Source organism: Calothrix sp. 336/3, from assembly GCF_000734895.2.
GTDB lineage: Bacteria > Cyanobacteriota > Cyanobacteriia > Cyanobacteriales > Nostocaceae > 336-3.
This window is the reverse complement of sequence record NZ_CP011382.1, coordinates 2,181,248-2,200,283: the sequence shown is the minus strand read 5'-3', so window position 1 is coordinate 2,200,283 and position 19,036 is coordinate 2,181,248. Positions and strand designations below refer to the sequence as shown.

Here is a 19,036-nt window from a genome sequence, read left to right as displayed (position 1 = left end):
CGCAAATTGGTGTAACTAGTATTAGTTTTGACTGGCTCCCACTGGAATGGGTTCGCCGAGTATTTTCGCAAACCTTTCGATATAGAACTCTGTTGGATTTGCCACTGCTTTAATCGAATCGCGATCGCGCAATGTTTTCCACCATGTCTGCAAGCGAGGGGTTTCTGCTGGTAGGTCAAATTTGCGGAATTGTTCTAAGATTGGTAAGCGCTCGAACCAAGGATAGAAACTAATATCGACTAAGCTCAAATTCTCACCCAAAAAGTAGAGACTGTTTCCCGATAATTTCTCTAATCCTTCCCGTTCGATATGTAACAGAGCCTCGGTAAACTCTTTGCGTCCCTGCTCTTGTTCACTAGCATCCTTACCGCGCAAAAACTTATTAAATGCAGGTACAAGACGGGTATTGGCATAGTCAATCCAAATCCGGGCGATCGCTTTTTTACCCAGTTCTTTTGGTAACAATGCAGGTTCGGGAAAAACCTCTTCTAAGTATTCATTGATAATCGCAGATTCGTAAATTTCTACATCCCCATGTTTGATTGCTGGCACTTTTCCGTACCGAGAAACCTGAAGAAAATCTGCGGGTTTATTGGGAAATTCAATTTCTGTAGAGGTGAATTCAATCCCCTTTTCTAGCAAGACAACGCGAGTACGCTGGGAAAAGGTAGAAGCCTTGGCGAAGTAAAGGTGTACTGTACTCATGGGACTATTCCTGTGTTTATGATTACAATCTCGACCGTATGGCTGCAACGCGATCGCTTTTGATAATTAATTCTGCATTTCAGATAAAAGCCCCGTACAGAAGCAACTAGTCAAACTGGTAAGGGGCAAATAATCCAAGTAAAGGGCAACCTTTTAGCAAGTAATCCAATACTACTACTTATCGGTAGACTTGGTGTTCTTTGAAAGATTATTGCACGGCATTAAATGAAAAACAATGTTGTTTACAAAAATATATGTGTGTCTAAATATTAGACTATCTAAATAAATGATTGTTTGTGATATTCTGCTGATGGGCGATCAGAAGCAATACAGACTCTCAAATCTTCAGGTATATTTTTGCGCTGACATTTTACGAGCGATTGGGGAGGCATCGAAAATTGAGTTACTGGCTAGAAAAAAACATTTATCAGCAAATTTATCGACATTTTCCGGCATTCAAATCCCGTAACTTTCGGCTCTTTTTTAGCGGACAAATCCTATCCCTGTCGGGTACATTCATGAGTCAGGTGACGATTTCCTGGCTGATATATGATTTGACCCATTCTCCTTGGTTATTGGGGATAATTGGATTTCTGCAATTTTTGCCCGCGTTAATTCTGACACCTTTTTCCGGAGTACTCTGCGATCGCTGGAGTCGCAGGAATTTACTCATGTTGGTACAAGTCTTGGGGTTTATTGTTTCCTTTAGCCTCACGACACTGACTTTTTTCGGATTGATTGAGGTTCCCATCCTCATGGGTGCAACGATTTTGGCTGGATTGCTCAAGGGATTGGATATGCCAGTGCGGTATGCGATCGTGGTTGAAACAGTTGATGAACGGGAGCATTTGAGTAATGCGATCGCGTTGTATTCTGCCATTCTCAGCAGTTCGATGTTAATTGGACCAGCCATTGGTGGTGCCTTACTTGCTACCGCAGGAGCCAAATATTGCTTTTTGTACGACAGTATGAGCTACGCGATCGCGTTGTTGACTTTGGCAATGATGAAGTTGCAAGTTGTTCCAGTAAACCACCAATCTCAAAATACCTGGCAAAAGCTCAAGGAAGGATTTACTTACGTCTACAGTTGTTTGCCAATCCGGATTATTTTATTGCTCTTAGGATTCCACGGAGTCGCTGGGATTTCCTATATGGCATTACTGCCAATTTTTGCTGGGGATATCCTCAAGGGTGACGGGGGAACCATGGGTTTGTTGAGTGCTGCGAGTTCTGTTGGTTCGATAGTTGCCTGTGTTTATTTGAGTTTGCGTCGGCAGGTTTTAGGATTGGAACGATTGATGGCATTATGTCCCCTCATCGTTGGTTTGGGATTAATTGCCTTTGGACTATCGCGGCAAATTTGGCTGTCCGTATTGATTTTGACCGCGATCGGGGGTGGGGGAATTCTCAAGGTTTCCTGTGGGAACACGATTATTCAGAACCTGGTGGAGGATGATAAACGCGGTAGGGTGATGAGTTTATATTCCTTGGCTGTGATTGGTACGTTACCTTTAGGAAACTTATTTGCGGGTACTCTCGCGCAACACATTGGCGCGCCAACTACGGTAATTTGTTGTGGTTTGATGTGTTTGGTGGAAACTGTTTGGTTTGCTCGTCAGTTACCACTTTTGACAAGTTGGATTCGGTTGAAAACAAATGCTGTTCGAGAATTAGCTCCAGTTCATAACTAAAACTCAACTTTTTCACGGGTAATAAGTTAGGTGGGACTAAGAGCTTGAGAGACGCGATGTATCGCATCTCCCTATTCTTTCTGACAATCGAAAACCCTCTTATTTCGCCAACACGGGTAAAGAATTTCCCCAACTTCCTGCAAATACAAACTCCTGTAACGGTTTGCGCGTGCGGGGTGCTAGTTCCCTTTGCCGCAGTCCATCGGATAAACTCTGGGGGTCACCAGAATAGCCAACTACAATCACCGTCGCGGGTTCGTAGTCCTCTGGAATTTGATATTCTTTTCTGGCTGCATCTGGATTAAACCCGGCAATTTGATGGGCTGATAAATCGAGTGCGGTTGCTTGAATCACCAAATTGGCGATCGCCAATCCGACATCGTGGAATGCATGTCGATTTGGTTTTCCATCATCAGTACGGGTTTTGGCAATTGCAAGTATCAAGACGGGAGCATTTTTTGCCCATCCTTGGTTGAACTCAACTAGAGTCCCCAGAAGACGGTTGTATTCATCGGGGTTATCTTGGGTGGCAACAATAAAACTCCAGGGTTGGTGGTTGTATGACGAAGGTGCCCAACGTGCTGCTTCTAGGAGAGAAAGTAATTTGTCCGCTTCGACTGGGCGATCGCTAAATGCTCTGGGACTCCAACGACGGTTAATCAGTTCGTGGATGTTGTAGTCAGTTTGGGCTGGTTTCTCTATCAGTTTCTCGGTCATCTGGCTATATCTCCTTGATGGGATTGATTTTAGCTGTTTAACGATAATACTACTGTAAATTGATAGATAAAGCGTATATTTGTGGTACTTTAAATAAAAGCAAAGGTCGATTCGATTGGAGAAAATAAGCAAATGGCGACCACTGCATTAATTGTTGGTGCGGGAAGCGGGTTGAGCGCGTCCTTGGCACGTTTGTTTGCTCAAGAAGGTTTTAAGGTAGCTCTAGCAGCAAGGCAAGTTGATAAGCTCAAGATACTATCTCAAGAAATCGGAGCGGTAAGTTTTGCTGCGGATGCGACAAAACTGGATGATGTCAATCGACTTTTTCGTGATGTCGAGCAAATATTAGGTGTCCCTACAGTGGTTGTATATAATCCCAGTTGGCGAGTTCGGGGAGCGTTTGTTGACTTGAGTCCCGCAGATGTGGCAAAAACTCTAGAAATCACTGCCTACGGTGGTTTTTTGGTGGCGCAAGCAGCCGCAAAACGCCAATTGGAATTGGGAGAGGGAGCAATATTTTTTACTGGAGCCTCCGCTAGTGTGAAGGGTTATGCCCAGTCCGCACCCTTTGCGATGGGTAAATTTGCGTTACGGGGTTTAGCTCAAAGCATTGCCCGCGAATTGGCTCCCCAGAATATTCATGTAGCGCATTTTGTGATTGATGGGGGAATTCGTTCCCATAGCCGTGTAGAGCCAGAAGAAAAGCCCGATAGCTTACTCGATCCGGATGCCATTGCCCAAACCTATCTCCACATTCTCCGACAACCTCGCAGTGCTTGGACTTGGGAAGTTGAATTGCGTCCTTGGGTGGAGACATTTTGATGGGTAATTCGGACAGGGGGGAGGGGGGATAGGGGAGATGGGGGAGACAGGGGAGATGGGGGAGACAGGGGAGATGGGGGAGACAGGGGAGATAAGAAAGATAGAAGAAAGAAAGATAGAGAGATAGCTTTATTTAATTAGTTTGGGTGAGACTTGAGGATGATTAAAGAATTAACACGTCGGGAATTTATTGCCACTGCTGCGATCGCTACTGGTTTTACTTTAGCTGTACAACCGATTGCTTCGGGAACAGTGATCACCACCGATAGTAAAGGGTTAATTGCAGGTGCGGTTAAGATTCCTGTCAAAGATGGGGAAATTCCTGCTTATCGAGCGCAACCAGCAACGGGTGAAAATTTCCCAATTGTTCTGGTGATTCAGGAAATATTTGGTGTCCATGAACATATTCAAGATGTCACCCGGCGTTTTGCTAAATTGGGATATTTAGCGATCGCACCGGAATTATTTGCCCGTCAAGGTGATGTCTCAAAGTTGAGCAACATCGATGAAATTCGGGCGATTGTAGCTAAAGTTCCGGATGCTCAGGTTTTATCTGACCTTGATGCCACATTAGATTGGGCAGTGAAGTCATCTAAAGGTGACGCGAATAGAGCCGGAATCACAGGTTTTTGCTGGGGTGGTCGTATCACCTGGTTATATGCGGCACATAACCCTAAACTGAAGGCTGGTGTAGCATGGTATGGACGTTTAGTCAGTGAATCTACGGAACTGCAACCAAAACACCCCATTGATGTTGTTTCTACACTGAAAGTTCCGGTTCTGGGACTTTATGGGGGTCAAGATACAGGTATTCCCGTGAGTACAGTAGAACAAACGCGAGAAAAACTCAAATCTAGTAGCAGTAAATCGGAAATTATTGTTTACCCCGATGCTCCCCATGCCTTTTTTGCAGATTATCGTCCTTCCTACCGAGAAAAAGCAGCTCAAGATGGTTGGAATCAATTGCAAACTTGGTTTAAGCAGCATGGTTTGTAAGTCAATACTTAGTCCACAGCAACATCAAATAAAAATTTTCAACAAATATGCAATATAACCAACTGAGTGAAAGTGACCTGAAGGTTTCCGAAATTTGCCTGGGAACGATGACCTATGGTCATCAAAATAGTATTGCAGAAGCACACCAACAGCTAGATTTTGCGGTTGCAGAGGGTGTGAATTTTATCGATGCTGCGGAAATGTATCCGGTTCCTCCCCGTGCTGAAACCTATGGTTTGACGGAAACCTACATCGGGGAATGGTTAAAGCGGCAACAGCGCGACAAGTTGATTGTGGCGACAAAAATTGCTGGTCCCGGTAGGCATATTAAATGGGTGCGGGATGGAGGAAATGCCATCGATCGCCATAATGTTAAACAAGCTATCGACGACAGTTTAAAAAGATTGCAAACTGATTATATCGATTTGTATCAAATTCACTGGCCCGATCGCTATGTTCCCCTATTTGGTAATAGAGCCTTCGATCCCAACCAAGAACGGGAAACAGTGGCGATCGCCGAACAGCTATCAATTTTTGCCGATGCTATTAAAGCCGGGAAAATTCGCTACCTCGGTTTGAGTAATGAAACTCCTTGGGGAATTGCCACATTTAGCAATACTGCCAAGTTGTTAGGATTACCCAAGGCTGTATCGATTCAGAACGCCTATAATTTATTGAATCGAGAATTTGACTGGGCATGGGCAGAAGCTAGTTATCGCGAAAATGTCGGTTTACTTGCCTATAGTCCTCTAGCATTTGGTTTCCTCACTGGTAAATATTTACATGGCAAACCAGACAATACTAGGATTACCCTGTTTGAAGGATTTGGTCAGCGCTACACCAAACCAAATGTCAGCGAAGCAGTAGCAGCTTATGTGGAAGTTGCCAAAAAGCATAATTTGACACCAGCAAAATTAGCTCTAGCATTTGTACGGAGTCGTTGGTTTGTTACCAGCACAATCATTGGAGCAACGACTTTAGAGCAATTAAAAGAGAATTTGGAAAGTGTTGATGTGGTTCTCAATGAGGAGATTTTCGCAGATGTGGATGCAGTTCACGCTCGCTATCGCAATCCTGCACCTTAAAAGTGAAGTTTTCTCAGAAATATTTTGAAAGGAAGTATTTTACAAGGAAATAAACATGGCTGACATCACAATTTATAGCTCCGTCGCTTGCCCTTATGCCCATCGTTCGCGTCTAGCTTTATTAGAAAAAGGCGTAGAATTTGAGTTAATCGAAATTGATTTACAAAACAAACCTGCGGGATTTACAGATATTTCTCCTTACGGAAAAGTTCCGGCGATCGCTCACAATAATAAGCAAGTTTGGGAGTCGGCAATTATTAACGAGTATCTCGACGAAGTATTTCCCAATCCTCCTTTATTACCCCAAAATCCTCTTGATAAAGCACAGGCAAGAATTTGGATTGATTTTGCCAATACTCGATTCGTCACTGCTTTCTCCAATTTATTACGTTCTCCCGATAGCGAAACACAAGAAGAAGCAAGACGAGATTTATACAAGCATTTAGAGTTTGTCGAAAATCAAGCTTTAGCTAAACTTTCAGGTAATGGTTCCTACTGGTTTGGTGAAAATATTAGTTTAGTGGATTTAAGTTTTTATCCTTGGTTCGAGCGTTTACCAGCACTCGAATACTATCGTGGGTTCAAATTACCATCTGAATTTACCCGTTTACAGCAATGGCAGAATGCAGTCAGTCAGCGCGAATCCGTGCAGAAAATTGCTAATTCTCAGGAATTTTATATCGATCGATATGCCAGATTAGCAACTCCTGTTACTGCTAAAAACTAGTAATAAAATAAGTAGCCATCATGTAGGCGTAGCCTTCTCGTAGAGTACTGCGTACACCAGGACAGATGAAAATAGGCATTGGACATTAATTATTTCTCCCTTGTCTCCCTTGTCTCCCTTGTCTCCCAGTTCCCCTGCTTTTTCAAGTCAGTAACAATTATGGCAGACTCAAAAAAAATTAGCGACGATTTCAGTTCCGCAGGACAAGTAACAGCAGAAGATTTACAACAAGCTGCTGCTGAAGGGTTTAAATCGGTGTTAAATTTACGTTCTCCGAGCGAACCAGGTTTTCTTGCAGATGAAGGAGAAAAAGCTCAAAGTGCGGGACTTGAATATGCAAATGTTCCCCTGGTAGCTTCAGAAGCGAATCAAAATCTAACTGAAGAAGCCATTCAACAAATCGAAAATTTACCCAAACCAATTTTACTTCACTGTGCTGGTGGGGGAAGGGCTAGCGGAATTGCTTTGATTGCGATCGCGATTCAAGAAGGTTTGACTTACGAACAAATTGTGCAGAAAGCCGCAGAACTTAATATTAATTTAGAGCAGCCCCATCTCAAGCAATTTTTAAGTGAAAAATTTGGTACTTAACTATTAGCAAAAATTGACTTGAAAAGAATTGTATACTTTTTTTGGTTGGGTGTGGCAAATGCTAAACCCAACTTCTTCATAAATTCCGGTGATATCTAGCAAAAAATCGATTATTAGACGCGATCGCGATCGGTCAATTTACCCCTGGTCCAGTACTCTCCACCGCTACTTTTATTGGTTACGTAATTGCAGGGATTCCAGGTGCCATAGTTGCAACAGTCGGAATTTTTCTACCATCGTTTTTCTTCACAGCAATTCTCAATCCCATTGTTCCGTTTTTACGTTCTTCCCAATGGGCTAGTGCATTTTTAGACTCAGTAAATGCTAGTGCAGTTGCTTTGATGGTTGTTGTCAGTCTACAACTGGGAATCGCAACTCTAACGTTACCTCAAGCACCTTTTGTGGATTTTCTAGCTGTGGCGATCGCTCTGGTTTCTGCGGTGTTATTAATTCGCTTCAAAGTAAATTCCGCTTGGTTGGTTGCAGCTGGTGCCATAGTTGGCTGGATTCGCTATCTTGTTGGTTCTACTCAATTATTTTTGAATTTTTAGTATAAAAGCTAGCATTTACTTGTTGCCTGTTTGTGGATTTTATGGAATAATCTACTTTAACTACGGTAAGTCGATAGATTTTTAGGTATTTATCGATGGTCGTAAATAGTTTGATATTGGTTGAAATATTTGTTAGTGGATGCATATAAGTGCCAGTAATTAGCACGATCGAGATATGCCCATAGTAGAAATTTGGGTTTGCTATCCACGCAAAATATGATTTTGTATCATCATTTGTCTGATTTCCAAACTAGTTTAGATATGTAAGTTTGGTGACAGGTTGGGATACAAATCTAATAATCAAATGTTCTTTTCGTAGTCATTTGGCGAGGTTAAGAAGTGAATTGTTGTGGTAATCACATAAAACTTTAATTCTACATTGACTTCTGCATTGATTGGAAATATTTTCACCATTGATTACGACAAGTTTTTCGGTAATTTTTTCAACAAAGAACTTGCTCAGGAAATTTGCCATGACTAAATCAAAATCTAAATCTCCCCAAATATTTCGTCGTCATCTCGCCTTATTAGTTGTACCTGGATTACTAGCTGTAGGAACATCTTTAACCCTAGGGAATGTAACGGTTGCCAATCAAACAACAAAAGAGCAAAAAAGTGCAGATATATCCCGCGATCGCCAAGTTTCACCAGCGAAAGCACCGAAAATATCCAATACGCAACCTGTTCTGATATCAAATAACCCAAAACCCCAACCTTCCTATGCCACAATACCCAATCCAGGTATTGTCAAAGTCGCTCAAGCTCAAAACAAAAGACCACCCGGTGTAAAAGCGAATGTCATTCGTATTGGATTTCAACAAGCAGGTGATTTAGTCCGCACTTCAGGAGCAATAGAAAGACGACTTGCACCTTTAGGAGTAAAAGTAGAATGGGCACAATTTGCTCAAGGTCCTCAATTGATGGAAGCGATGAATGTTGGTAGAGTTGATATCGGTTCTGTGGGAGAAACTCCGCCAATTTTTGCTCAAGCTGCGGGTGCTAGACTGGTTTATCTAGTTGGTACTCGTCGCACGGCAAATTCGGGAAGATCGAGTATCATCGCAGTCCCACCCAATTCTCCAATTCGCAGTGTGCGAGACTTGAAAGGGAAAACGGTTATCTTCCAAAGAGCTTCTGCATCTCAATATTTCATCGCTAAAGCTTTGGAACAAGCTGGTTTGAAATATAGCGACATCAAAGTCCAAAGTTTACCCACCGTAGAATCCTACCAGCCATTCATCCAAGGTAAAATACCCGTATGGGTTGCAGGCGATCCTTATTACGCTTTAGCTGAAAAACAAGGCAAAATTAGAGTTCTAAGAACTGCTCAAGGAATTGCGACTCCTGGTTCCTACTATATCGGTGACAGGAAATTTGCAGTTGAAAATCCAGGAATTCTGCGGATAGTGATTGAGGAAATTGATAAAGTTCAACGACGAGCAGAAGCAAACCCGAAAGAAACGATACAAACTCTTGTAAAGTTCCAAAAACTACCGGAAGATGTCGCAAAAAGAGTTGTGAGCCGTCGTGTATTCGGGTTGAGAGGTATTAATGAAAACCTTATTCGAGAGCAACAAGAAGTTGCAGATTACTTCTTTAAACTTAACTTGCTTCCCAGACGTATCAATATTAGAGAAGCGACGTTAACCCCTCAACAGTACGCTGCAATTACCCCACCAACAATTCCCCAAAGATAGGAAATTGGCAAAATTGCAGTTTAGCGATCGCTAACTTATTAGTTTAAGCGTTTGATTTTGAATCTCCTCCGCCTTCAAGGAATTAAGGGGGACAATGCAACTACATAATATTTGGTTAATTTAATATTTAGTTGATTAAAGTCTCCCTAGTTCTTTTTCTTGAGGCATTTTAAAAGGAAAAAGATTCTCATAAGCTTTGGCTGCTTGCAAAACTAATACATCACTATATTTTGCACCCACAATTTGCATTGCCACGGGTAATCCATACTTGGTAAAACCACAGGGAACAGATGCCGCAGGTTGTTGGGTGAGGTTAAATATATAGGTAAAAGGCGACCAACTACGTCCATCTGGATATAAAATCGAGTGCGGTGATGTTTGACCGACTGGAAAAGCTGTAATCGGTAAAGTTGGAGTAATTAGCAAATCGTAGGTTTGGTGGAAGCTTTGCATATATCTCCCCAAAGCTTCACGAGCATCATTGGCACTAAGATAATCTGCAAGACTGATTTTCTCACCTTCAGTTGCGATCGCTTGTAAACCTGGGTCAATTACAGCCTGTTGTTCGGGAGTAAAACCGCGCAATAATTTTGCCGCACCAGCTTGCCAAAAAGTTCTAAATATAGCTTGAGGATTCTCAAAACCCGGATCGACTTCCTCAACAACTGCTCCCAAATCAGCAAAAACATTAACTGCGCTTTTAACTAGTTCAGCTATCTCTGGTTCAACATCTGCATATCCCAATCTCGGACTATAAGCAATTCGTAAACCTGATATATCCCGATCTAATTTCGGTAAATAATTTTGTTTCTCATCAGGTAAAGCATACCAATCCCGTTTATCCCAACGAGCGATCGTATTCAATGTCAAAGCAGTATCGGTGACAGTGCGAGTCAAAATCCCAGGATGGAATAAAGTTCCAGTATGGGCAGATGGATATCCAGCAACTCTACCAAAAGTCGGCTTGAAACCAAAAACCCCTGTCAATGCTGCCGGACTTCGAGATGAACCTCCACCATCAGTACCAAGATGCACAACCCCCAATCCCAAAGCTGCTGCAACTGCTGCACCTCCACTGCTTCCCCCTGGTGTCAGTCCCAAATTCCAGGGATTATGGGTAATTCCAGTTAAAGGGCTTTCAGTGACACCTTTCCAGCCAAATTCGGAAGTTGTAGTTTTACCCAACAATACCGCACCTTGTTCTCGCAAACGAGCAACAGGCGGAGCGTCCTCATCCCAAGATTGATGGGGATTAATTGCTTTACTTCCCCGCAAAGTCGGTAAACCCTTAGTCAAAAGCAAATCCTTCACCGTTATTGGAATCCCATCGAGTACACCCAATGGACTTTTGTTCCTCCAACGCTTCTCAGAACTATGTGCTTCGCGGAGTGCAGTTTCACCATCCACTACAACAAAAGCATTCACGCGATCGCGACAATTACTAATTCGTTTTAATGCCGATTCCACAACTTCTACTGGTGATAAACTGCGATTTTTATATAAATCAATCAGCTCACTCACGGAAAATTTAGCAATATCTCTCATCTTCCAAACACTTGATTATCGAAATACGATGTGATAACTTTCTGTTTATACCACAAAATACTAAATCTCTATCGATTTAGCGTAGATTATCTGCCTTGAGGAGATTTCCTTGGCTCAAATCTGAATTTATGCGGTTTTAGCTTAGTAGAAATCAGCTATTACACTGTCAAAGTTTATTTGAGGGATATTTCTTCCTTGTCCCCCTTGTCCCCCTTGTCCCCCTCGTCCTGTCCGTCAATTCAAATTTGACAAACTACTATACCCAATCGTCTCTACCTCATCACCGATCCAAATAGCAATTGTTTGATGTCGAAATCCAAAATCCAAAATCTCAAATCCAAAATCCTATGAGTCTAGATTTACAACTTTCAGGAAAAACCGCAATTGTTACAGGTGGAAGTGCGGGAATTGGTTTAGCCATTGCCAAAGCTTTGTATAGCGAAGGTGTAAATGTGGCGATCGCATCCCGCAATCAAGAAAGATTGGAGAGAGCTGTCAGTGAAATTCAATCTTTACCGAACACAAACAGTAAAGTAATCGCGATCGCTGCGGATATCAGCCAAGCAGAAGCCGTTGAAAGAGTTGTGAATACAACCCTTTCCCAATTAGGTCAGATTGACATTTTAATTAATAATGCTGGTTCCGCTCGTGCGGGTTCATTTTTGGAACTGAGCGATGATGCTTTTTTAGATGCTTGGAATTTAAAGCTACTGGGTTATATTCGTCTAGTCAGAGCAGTAGTTCCCCATCAAAAAAGTCGCCGTGATGGACGAATAGTCAATATCATTGGTGGTGCGGGACGTACTCCCCGTCCGAACTTTTTACCTGGTGGAACGGCAAATGCCGCTTTGTTGAATTTCACGAGGGGAATTTCCAAAGAATTGGCTCAAGATAATATTAGAATCAATGCCATCTCTCCGGGAGCGACTGCAACCGAACGAGCAGAAACATTAGCACGACAGAATGCCGAATCTCGCGGTATAACGGTCGAAGAAATTAAAGCCGAAACCATCAAAGCGATTCCCTTAGGTAAAGTTGTCAAACCAGAAGAAATTGCCGCACTCACATTGTTTTTAGTTTCCGACCTTGCATCCTCAATCACGGGCACTGAGATTCTTGTTGATGGTGGACAAACTCCGGGTGTTTAGGTAATTCAAATTATCGCAAACCCATCACAGAATCATACAAATAATAGTGGTATGAAAATTCATACCACTCCATATATAAATATCTCGAAATTATGCAATTATTATCGTGGAATGCGGCATATATATATAGTTTGCTTTGACACTACCGAAAATCTTAGGACTAGCCCTGTCAAGGTGCTGATAAAAACCCTTGATTTGACGTTGCTCTAAACTTTTCGTGAGACAGAGAAACCGGGTTTCTCTAAGGTCTTTTACAACACTTTAATAATTGTAGGCTTGGATATCAGAAATGAGCGAGATAGCCACCATCGACTGCTAAAACTTGCCCTGTAACGTAAGATGCGGCTGGTGAGGCAAAGAATACAACCGCGCCTGCAACTTCTTGCGGTTTTCCCCAACGACCGAGAGAAGTTCTTTTTCTCAACCATTCTCTAACTTCCAAGTTGGCAACCACATCTACATTACTCTCTGTCGCAAAAAATCCTGGAGCAACGGCATTGACTGTAATTCCAAAAACTCCAAGTTCAGCGGCAAGGGTACGGGTTAAGGCTTCAAGTCCTCCTTTGGCTGTTGTATAAATAGCATCGCCAGCATCTGCGATTTGCCCTGCGATCGATGTAATATTGATAATACGACCTTCTCCTTTGTGCATCATCAGCCGTGCAGCTTCCCGCGACAAATTGAATGGTGCAATCAAATCAGCCTCGATTAGCCGACGCACTGCATCCATTTCAAACTCGAAAAATCCACGGCGATCGCGCATACCAACGTTATTGACGAGAATATCTAACCCACCGTGCTTTTCGCGTATCTCAACAAACGCGGTTTGAACTTCTGTTTCATTTGTTACATCAAACGCTAATGAGACAGCCGAACCACCACTTGACTCAATAACTGCGACTGCTTGGTTAAGTAGTTCTTGGTTTCGCCCATTGACGATGACACAGGCACCAACAAAGCTGAGTGACTTGGCAATTTCTAAACCCAATCCTCGCCCCGCTCCAGTAACTAAGGCCACTTTTCCAGTTAGTGAGAAATCCGATAGCGTCACAATGATTTTGGCTCTTCTGTACTTAGCGTGCTAAAAATGTTAAAAATATAGTATGAAATAATTGCTGGGCTTATATTACAGCCATTCAGAACATCAAAAATGTTTCATTAATGAAATTTAAACTATAAGTGCCTGTAAGGCTTGAAAATAAAGCAAATTTATAGACTTTAATTAAAAACTTAGCACGCCAAGTACGCAAGAGCCACTTTATTTTGGAACATCTTAAACAACAGGTGGGTTTGAATTCACATTGCTGAAACTTTCTGTCAATGTGTAAGTCCTATTAATATTGCTTATCCCGGTTTTCTTTGATAATGAATGATACTTGCGCCCGTAATTTTACGATAGGTAGCGATCACTAAAAAATGGTCAAAAACTAAACTTGAACGCCCGAAAATCTAAATACATGCTTGGTTTCTTTTATCAATGCTTAAGTCCTAAATCTTTATAATTTAATGTTTTCTTAAATCCAATTATCATCACTTAAATTAGCTTTGCCAAAATTAACCCCAAGCGACTACCGAGCAAAGCAAAGATAATCCATACCCAACCGTGCAAGCTGGTAGAAGCAATACCACCGAAAAAGGCATTGACGTTGCAACCAAATGCATTGAACGCACCGTAACCCATGAGTAATCCACCAAGGGCAGAAGAGAAAATTATTCGAGGATTGATTTTTGCGGGAAGGCTTAATTTTCCCACTAAGGCTGCTGCTAGAAATGCTCCCAGAAGTATGCCAATATTCGTAACGGTGGTCATGTCTGCAAATAAACTTGCCGACAGTACTTTTTGTTGATTTGGTAGGTTCCAAAATTGGCTATTGGTAGAATCCCAACCGAAAAAGGTGGCGATTTTGGCTGTAAATAGGGCAAAACCCCAGGTAATTCGCCAGGGTTGACCGGATACGATTAATGTCAGCCAGTTGAGGATTGCTAGAGCGATCGCTCCTTGAAATAATGGCAATTTTAGGCAGTTAGAAAAATGATTAGAAAAATTCAACTTATTTTGATTTTTACGATCACTTTTTAAGTAAATTAAGCTGAAAATTAATAAACAAATCCCCACTTGGATTGCTGCACCTGAAAACCAACCAAATTTTTCTCCCAAAACAATTGGTGGTAGGGTTGGTAAATTTGCCCAAAATTGCCGCGTCAAACTTGCCCAAAACGAACCAATACAAAACGTCAACAGGGTAAATACCATTGCCAAGCTACCGGAACCCACTGCATACAAAGTTCCACAACCACAACCTCCAGCAATTTGCATTCCCACACCAAATAAAAACGCTGCGATCGCTCCTTGTATTCCGATGGGTGCGATGCTACCTTTAACTGCTTCTCCCAATACATTTCCCGCAGCCAGAACAGGAGCAAATAAAATTGTGGCAACCACCAACATCAATAATTGAGCGTAAATCCCTTCGACTTCTCCTGCGGTTAAAAATTTCCGGTAAGTAGAAGTAAAGCCAAATCTAAATTTATATAGGGAAGCTCCCAAAAGTCCACCAATAATTAATAAAATACTATGCCGCCAACTATAGGGATGGAGAACAATTGAGCCAAAGGTAAATAGGGCGATCGCAATTGCTACGAGTAATTTTTGCGGTTGATTATTGGGGGATTTCAGGTGCTGGGATGAATTGGATAATGAAGTGGGACGATTGTTGTTAAAAATATTGCTCATCAGCAGAAAATGTTTATATTGGCGATGCAAGCTGCAAATTAATCATGATTGTTTTTAAATTGGTATTTTCCTGTCTCCTAGTCTATTATATTGTGAGATTTTATTATAAATTTGAGCCATTTTTTAAAATTAAAATATAGTTAAATGAAAAATGCTGAAAGTATTCAGATAATTTTTTATTAGAGTTAAGTCCTCTTGAAGAGGACTTACACTATTGAGATAAAGGTTAGACACAGGGTTATAGATTTTGGATATTGTATCTAATTCAAGCCTTACTGTTACCTCTATTTGTTTTACCCTTTTGTTCGGGTTTTTCAGGCTCGCTAGTGCTACAACCAATCAAACTACTTGGATTGTTGAAACCATCGCGATCGCTCGATTGATTATTATCTATAGCAGCAATTTTGAGATTACTCAATCCGAAATTAACTGCTAGTAAAGTCAACAAAAAAAGACAATATCTCATCATATCTAACTCCCGATAATTCAAAATCAAAAAATCCTAAGAGAACTTCAAATTAAATTACGCGATCGCGTAATATTTCCTCTGAGATTAAGCATCACTCATTGGGGAATAAAATTCCCCGACTCATTGCTGAAGCCCTATTTATAAAACTAATAAATAGAACTAACAAACAGCCCTTCATCATTAACGAAACCACTACAAATTAACTCAATCCAGTTGCAACAGGTAAATCGGGGAAAGAACTGTACTCAGTCCAAGAACCCTCATAAATTCTCACTTTTGGATAACCAAGCAAGTGCTTCAACACGAGATACTGTAACGTCGCTTCCCTACCTGTGCTGCAAGTGACGATAATATCGCTCGATTTGCTAATTTTCTTATCTGCCAAAATTTGCTGAATTGCTTGCAGCGATTTGAGCTTGTGGGGATTATCCGTTTCAGTGAATGTTACCCAAGGAATATTGACTGCACCAGGAATATGTCCGTTGCGAATGAATACATTCTCTTCTCCCGCAAATAACTTCTCCGGACGGGGATCGATGAAAGTCACACCCGATTTACCGATGGATTTTTTCACCTCATCCAAACTTACCCGTACCCCAGGGTTATCGCGAACTACAAATTTGCTCGGTTTGTATTTAGGAAACTCTTTGGTGACGGGTTGAGTCGCTTGATATCCCTTGTAACCACCATCCAAGACTGCAATATCTTTGAGTCCAGAACGTTCTAGCAAATAGGCTACCATCGTCGCACCTAAAACATCACGTCCATCGGAATAAACCAAGACTTTACTATTATTTGTTAACCCAGAATTGGTGAATATCTCCCCAAGTTTTTGAGTATTCCAGTACTGAACTGGTAAACCTTCCCGTGGTCCGCGAAAAGCACTATCTGCAATATTCACCGCATTTGGTAAATGTCCGCTGATATAGTCTAGGGGAAGATTGCGGACATCCAAAATTCGTAAGTTGGGATTTTTTGAATTCTCTGCTACCCAAGCAGGAGAAACAAATTGTATGTTGGCTTTTTGAGTGGCAGAAAAGCTCACGAGTGGTGTGATGGGAATAATAATTAAAGACGTAAAAACAGCCACAAATAAAGCAAATATTACGGGTAATTTCAATCTTTTTTGAAATAGATTTAATCTCATATCCTGTCTCCAGTTCTGCTTATTTTTTGGGAATTATCGGAAAGTGATTGGGTCTTTTTTGAACAAATTTTAGGTAACTTGTGTTCGGATTACCTGCCAAACCATAGGTGAATATGGCAATGCGATCGCGCTCTTCAATCACCAGCCATAATAATAACTTCTATTTATCGGTCAAGTTATAGTACATTATGTGATTAGCATTACATGAAAGAGGTTATAAAACAAGTATGTGAATGATAATTATTTAGGCGATCGGCAATCGTTTTTTTTTATGCCCCAGTCATCGACTGGGCTTTAATTTGATAACATTAAAAATTTTCTTGCATTCGGCATCAATAGGCTTTTGTAACTATTATTTTTTGCGATCGCAAAGCTACTATCCGGAAACCACACCGACAAATTACCAGTAGTTCTCGGCATCCATCCCCGTCGATAAAAATCTCTGGCAATATCAACTAATTTGACTCGATAATCTATTTCCTGTTCATGGCAATCAAAGTACTTCATGCCCTATTCTCATTAATTTGGGAATTTTCCTAGCGATCGCTATTGGGTATGTTGAGTTCTTTTTTCGTACGTTTCAACTGCTTCCAAAGCAATTTTATCTGCCCGTATGCTTCTTCCGGAGATAACTTACCTCCCGTTTGCAAACCTGATATGTAATTAACCCGTTGAGCAAATTCCTGTAAATTTGCATTAAATACTAAATACTCTGGAGTAAATTTCCCACAATAGGGATGCCGTGGATATAGAAAATTACTGGAACTTGTAGAGAATTCAGGCTTTTCTTCCATAACTGTTTAATTACAAAGCTTTTTCTAAAGTTACTAGTACTCTGTCAAGAAATAATTGAGGGATATTTCCCCTTTGTCTCCCCCCTCTCCCCTGTCTCTCTAGTCCTTTCCCAATCCATTCAAAGTTGACAGACCACTAGGTTCCTGCATGCAATGCTCTTGAAGCAAACTGATGGCAGCTAATTCGGCAAACAATTCTAGGGAACTCAGCATCAAAGTAAAATACACTTGCTCTATCGACTTGCCGTAGTTTATGATGAAAAACATATTATTTCACTTTATATACAAGAGATGCAAGGGGGTTTTACTAAAAAGCCCTAAAAATCTATCGTTTTTTAGTATAAATTACTCTTAGCATTTCCTCTGTCCTATCCCAATCGGTCAATTCAAAGTTGGCAGACTGGTAGTACTCTGTCAAGAAATAATTGAGGGATATTTCCCCCTTGTCTCCCCCCTCTCCCCTGTCTCTCTTGTCCTATCCCAATCGGTCAATTCAAAGTTGGCAGACTGGTAGCTTGTTTATGCGATCGCCAAAAAAATCTGGAGGGATATCAAATTGGGTGTAATGCTGCTTGCGTCTGATGATTGGTTCCAAATTGGATTCCGATTGTTCCTCGCGCTTTTAGTCGGTTGCTCGATCGGATTGAATCGGCAAAAGGGAGGAAGACCTGCAGGAATGCGAACATTTATGCTGGTGAGTATGGGATCGGCTTTATTTGTAATGATTCCCCTACAGGCAGAAGGAGATAGTCTTTTTGCTACCACAAATGCCCTCAGTCGCACTATCCAAGGAGTTACTACAGGAGTCGGATTTATTGGAGCAGGATTGATTTTGCAAGTATCTCCCGGAGAATCAGCCAACCCCAAGGTGAAGGGATTGACCACAGCTGCATCGGTATGGATTTCCGCAGGATTGGGAGCTGCGATTGGATGCGGATTGTGGCAGACGGCTTTGATGGCAGGATTTTTGACTTTGGTGACATTGAGCGGAGTTAAGCGTTTGAGTCGAGTGATCGAATTTCGCGTTAGTCACGCAGATGAAAAGAATATTTTCGCTTCGTCGGATACGGATGATGAATTTTAAGCAATATTAAGAAAATTTACAGATCAAACCTCAAACAGTATTTAGCTTTTGTCTCAAATATATATTAGTGCTTTTATATACAAATCTTCTACTTTTAAGTACTTATGAATTAAATTATTTTTTCTACAAACAAGACTTTATTACTAGGAAGCATTCGGACTTGCTTTCGGAGTTAGAGCATGTAATAATCTAAAGTACACAATCTCGATAGACTTATCGTATTTAATTTTTGAAAAATTCAGAGAAGGGAACACGATGACAGCAACAGATTTTAAATTCAAGATTTCTTCTAGCAGAAATTTGGGTTGGAAAAAATCAAAATTGTCCTTATCTGCATCCTACAGAAAGCTAAAATTAACATTTTTGCGGTTGAGTTGGCATTTAAAAGGTTACGGAACAGTTGCAGGAATCATGTTTTTGGTTTTGCTGAGTATGATGTATCTGAATCTTCACGAACTTGTGCGTAAATCGAGCCAGAAAGTTTAATTTTGGATTGGTTGAGATATGGTTGTGATGTCTTTTATTAGATCGAT

General features: G+C 41.3%; 19 protein-coding genes and 1 pseudogene. 11 read left to right on the top strand and 9 right to left on the bottom strand.

The annotated features are described in order from the left end of the window. Positions 1 to 21: 21 nt before the first annotated feature. Positions 22 to 705 carry a glutathione S-transferase family protein gene (locus IJ00_RS09090; protein ID WP_035152268.1) on the bottom strand — a complete coding sequence of 228 codons (684 nt, stop codon included), beginning with the start codon at positions 703 to 705 and terminating at the stop codon, positions 22 to 24. 398 nt (positions 706 to 1,103) lie between these two features. On the opposite strand from IJ00_RS09090, the gene IJ00_RS09085 reads away from it, so the two are divergent. Further along, positions 1,104 to 2,396, top strand: coding sequence for an MFS transporter (locus IJ00_RS09085; protein ID WP_238178478.1), 1,293 nt, complete (start codon positions 1,104 to 1,106; stop codon positions 2,394 to 2,396). A 99-nt stretch (positions 2,397 to 2,495) separates the two neighbouring features. On the opposite strand, the gene IJ00_RS09080 is transcribed toward IJ00_RS09085, so the two are convergent. Continuing rightward, positions 2,496 to 3,113 (bottom strand): nitroreductase family protein, encoded by a 618-nt coding sequence (locus IJ00_RS09080; RefSeq protein WP_339366903.1) that lies wholly within the window; start codon positions 3,111 to 3,113, stop codon positions 2,496 to 2,498. A 132-nt stretch (positions 3,114 to 3,245) separates the two neighbouring features. Here IJ00_RS09080 and IJ00_RS09075 point away from each other — a divergent pair, with 132 nt between their 5' ends. From IJ00_RS09075 to IJ00_RS09045, 7 genes and pseudogenes are all read left to right on the top strand, one after another. Further along, the gene (locus IJ00_RS09075; protein ID WP_035152265.1) at positions 3,246 to 3,935 is read left to right on the top strand and encodes an SDR family NAD(P)-dependent oxidoreductase; all 690 of its coding nucleotides are present in this window, start codon (positions 3,246 to 3,248) and stop codon (positions 3,933 to 3,935) included. 162 nt (positions 3,936 to 4,097) lie between these two features. Then, positions 4,098 to 4,931: a dienelactone hydrolase family protein gene (locus IJ00_RS09070; RefSeq protein WP_035158735.1), complete on the top strand. Its 834-nt coding sequence runs from the start codon at positions 4,098 to 4,100 to the stop codon at positions 4,929 to 4,931. Between the two features lie 47 nt (positions 4,932 to 4,978). Then, a complete protein-coding gene (locus tag IJ00_RS09065; RefSeq protein WP_035152262.1) occupies positions 4,979 to 6,016 on the top strand; it encodes an NADP(H)-dependent aldo-keto reductase in 1,038 nt (345 codons plus the stop codon). Between the two features lie 55 nt (positions 6,017 to 6,071). Then, entirely contained in the window at positions 6,072 to 6,743 is a 672-nt protein-coding gene (locus IJ00_RS09060) for a glutathione S-transferase family protein (RefSeq protein ID WP_035152260.1), read from the top strand. Between the two features lie 159 nt (positions 6,744 to 6,902). After that, positions 6,903 to 7,334: a beta-lactamase hydrolase domain-containing protein gene (locus IJ00_RS09055; RefSeq protein ID WP_035152257.1), complete on the top strand. Its 432-nt coding sequence runs from the start codon at positions 6,903 to 6,905 to the stop codon at positions 7,332 to 7,334. Between the two features lie 92 nt (positions 7,335 to 7,426). Then, positions 7,427 to 7,885, top strand: a pseudogene (locus IJ00_RS09050) (chromate transporter); the annotation flags it as partial. A 473-nt stretch (positions 7,886 to 8,358) separates the two neighbouring features. Continuing rightward, positions 8,359 to 9,582 (top strand): aliphatic sulfonate ABC transporter substrate-binding protein, encoded by a 1,224-nt coding sequence (locus IJ00_RS09045; RefSeq protein WP_035152254.1) that lies wholly within the window; start codon positions 8,359 to 8,361, stop codon positions 9,580 to 9,582. A 135-nt stretch (positions 9,583 to 9,717) separates the two neighbouring features. Here the strand turns inward: IJ00_RS09045 and IJ00_RS09040 are convergent, their stop codons facing one another. After that, positions 9,718 to 11,127: an amidase gene (locus tag IJ00_RS09040; RefSeq protein ID WP_035152251.1), complete on the bottom strand. Its 1,410-nt coding sequence runs from the start codon at positions 11,125 to 11,127 to the stop codon at positions 9,718 to 9,720. A 347-nt stretch (positions 11,128 to 11,474) separates the two neighbouring features. On the opposite strand from IJ00_RS09040, the gene IJ00_RS09035 reads away from it, so the two are divergent. Beyond that, a complete protein-coding gene (locus tag IJ00_RS09035; protein WP_035158733.1) occupies positions 11,475 to 12,275 on the top strand; it encodes an SDR family oxidoreductase in 801 nt (266 codons plus the stop codon). Between the two features lie 283 nt (positions 12,276 to 12,558). Here IJ00_RS09035 and IJ00_RS09030 read toward each other — a convergent pair whose 3' ends face one another. The 6 genes from IJ00_RS09030 to IJ00_RS09005 all read right to left on the bottom strand — a co-directional run bounded on the left by IJ00_RS09030 (position 12,559) and on the right by IJ00_RS09005 (position 17,419). Further along, a complete protein-coding gene (locus tag IJ00_RS09030; protein WP_035152249.1) occupies positions 12,559 to 13,326 on the bottom strand; it encodes an SDR family oxidoreductase in 768 nt (255 codons plus the stop codon). A 483-nt stretch (positions 13,327 to 13,809) separates the two neighbouring features. Beyond that, positions 13,810 to 15,009 carry a YeeE/YedE family protein gene (locus IJ00_RS09025; protein WP_052754425.1) on the bottom strand — a complete coding sequence of 400 codons (1,200 nt, stop codon included), beginning with the start codon at positions 15,007 to 15,009 and terminating at the stop codon, positions 13,810 to 13,812. 265 nt (positions 15,010 to 15,274) lie between these two features. Then, positions 15,275 to 15,478, bottom strand: coding sequence for a hypothetical protein (locus IJ00_RS28865; RefSeq protein WP_168163447.1), 204 nt, complete (start codon positions 15,476 to 15,478; stop codon positions 15,275 to 15,277). 199 nt (positions 15,479 to 15,677) lie between these two features. Continuing rightward, entirely contained in the window at positions 15,678 to 16,625 is a 948-nt protein-coding gene (locus IJ00_RS09015) for a sulfurtransferase (protein ID WP_035152244.1), read from the bottom strand. Between the two features lie 294 nt (positions 16,626 to 16,919). Next, positions 16,920 to 17,132 (bottom strand): class II aldolase/adducin family protein, encoded by a 213-nt coding sequence (locus IJ00_RS09010; RefSeq protein WP_035152241.1) that lies wholly within the window; start codon positions 17,130 to 17,132, stop codon positions 16,920 to 16,922. Between the two features lie 29 nt (positions 17,133 to 17,161). After that, positions 17,162 to 17,419, bottom strand: coding sequence for a hypothetical protein (locus tag IJ00_RS09005; RefSeq protein ID WP_035152238.1), 258 nt, complete (start codon positions 17,417 to 17,419; stop codon positions 17,162 to 17,164). Positions 17,420 to 17,984: 565 nt separating this feature from the next. On the opposite strand from IJ00_RS09005, the gene IJ00_RS09000 reads away from it, so the two are divergent. Both IJ00_RS09000 and IJ00_RS28860 read left to right on the top strand, forming a co-directional pair. Next, on the top strand, positions 17,985 to 18,503 hold the full coding sequence (locus tag IJ00_RS09000; protein ID WP_035152234.1) for an MgtC/SapB family protein: 519 nt from the start codon (positions 17,985 to 17,987) through the stop codon (positions 18,501 to 18,503). Positions 18,504 to 18,758: 255 nt separating this feature from the next. Continuing rightward, positions 18,759 to 18,989: a hypothetical protein gene (locus IJ00_RS28860; protein WP_035152231.1), complete on the top strand. Its 231-nt coding sequence runs from the start codon at positions 18,759 to 18,761 to the stop codon at positions 18,987 to 18,989. Positions 18,990 to 19,036 lie beyond the last annotated feature (47 nt).

Bases quoted from the DNA above. Each gene is read 5' to 3' on its own strand.
- IJ00_RS09090 (WP_035152268.1), bottom strand. From the start codon at position 705: ATGAGTACAGTACACCTTTACTTCGCCAAGGCTTCTACCTTTTCCCAG.
- IJ00_RS09080 (WP_339366903.1), bottom strand. From the start codon at position 3,113: ATGACCGAGAAACTGATAGAGAAACCAGCCCAAACTGACTACAACATC.
- IJ00_RS09075 (WP_035152265.1), top strand. From the start codon at position 3,246: ATGGCGACCACTGCATTAATTGTTGGTGCGGGAAGCGGGTTGAGCGCG.
- IJ00_RS09065 (WP_035152262.1), top strand. From the start codon at position 4,979: ATGCAATATAACCAACTGAGTGAAAGTGACCTGAAGGTTTCCGAAATT.
- IJ00_RS09060 (WP_035152260.1), top strand. From the start codon at position 6,072: ATGGCTGACATCACAATTTATAGCTCCGTCGCTTGCCCTTATGCCCAT.
- IJ00_RS09055 (WP_035152257.1), top strand. From the start codon at position 6,903: ATGGCAGACTCAAAAAAAATTAGCGACGATTTCAGTTCCGCAGGACAA.
- IJ00_RS09045 (WP_035152254.1), top strand. From the start codon at position 8,359: ATGACTAAATCAAAATCTAAATCTCCCCAAATATTTCGTCGTCATCTC.
- IJ00_RS09040 (WP_035152251.1), bottom strand. From the start codon at position 11,127: ATGAGAGATATTGCTAAATTTTCCGTGAGTGAGCTGATTGATTTATAT.
- IJ00_RS09035 (WP_035158733.1), top strand. From the start codon at position 11,475: ATGAGTCTAGATTTACAACTTTCAGGAAAAACCGCAATTGTTACAGGT.
- IJ00_RS09025 (WP_052754425.1), bottom strand. From the start codon at position 15,009: ATGAGCAATATTTTTAACAACAATCGTCCCACTTCATTATCCAATTCA.
- IJ00_RS28865 (WP_168163447.1), bottom strand. From the start codon at position 15,478: ATGATGAGATATTGTCTTTTTTTGTTGACTTTACTAGCAGTTAATTTC.
- IJ00_RS09015 (WP_035152244.1), bottom strand. From the start codon at position 16,625: ATGAGATTAAATCTATTTCAAAAAAGATTGAAATTACCCGTAATATTT.
- IJ00_RS09010 (WP_035152241.1), bottom strand. From the start codon at position 17,132: ATGAAGTACTTTGATTGCCATGAACAGGAAATAGATTATCGAGTCAAA.
- IJ00_RS09005 (WP_035152238.1), bottom strand. From the start codon at position 17,419: ATGGAAGAAAAGCCTGAATTCTCTACAAGTTCCAGTAATTTTCTATAT.
- IJ00_RS09000 (WP_035152234.1), top strand. From the start codon at position 17,985: ATGCTGCTTGCGTCTGATGATTGGTTCCAAATTGGATTCCGATTGTTC.
- IJ00_RS28860 (WP_035152231.1), top strand. From the start codon at position 18,759: ATGACAGCAACAGATTTTAAATTCAAGATTTCTTCTAGCAGAAATTTG.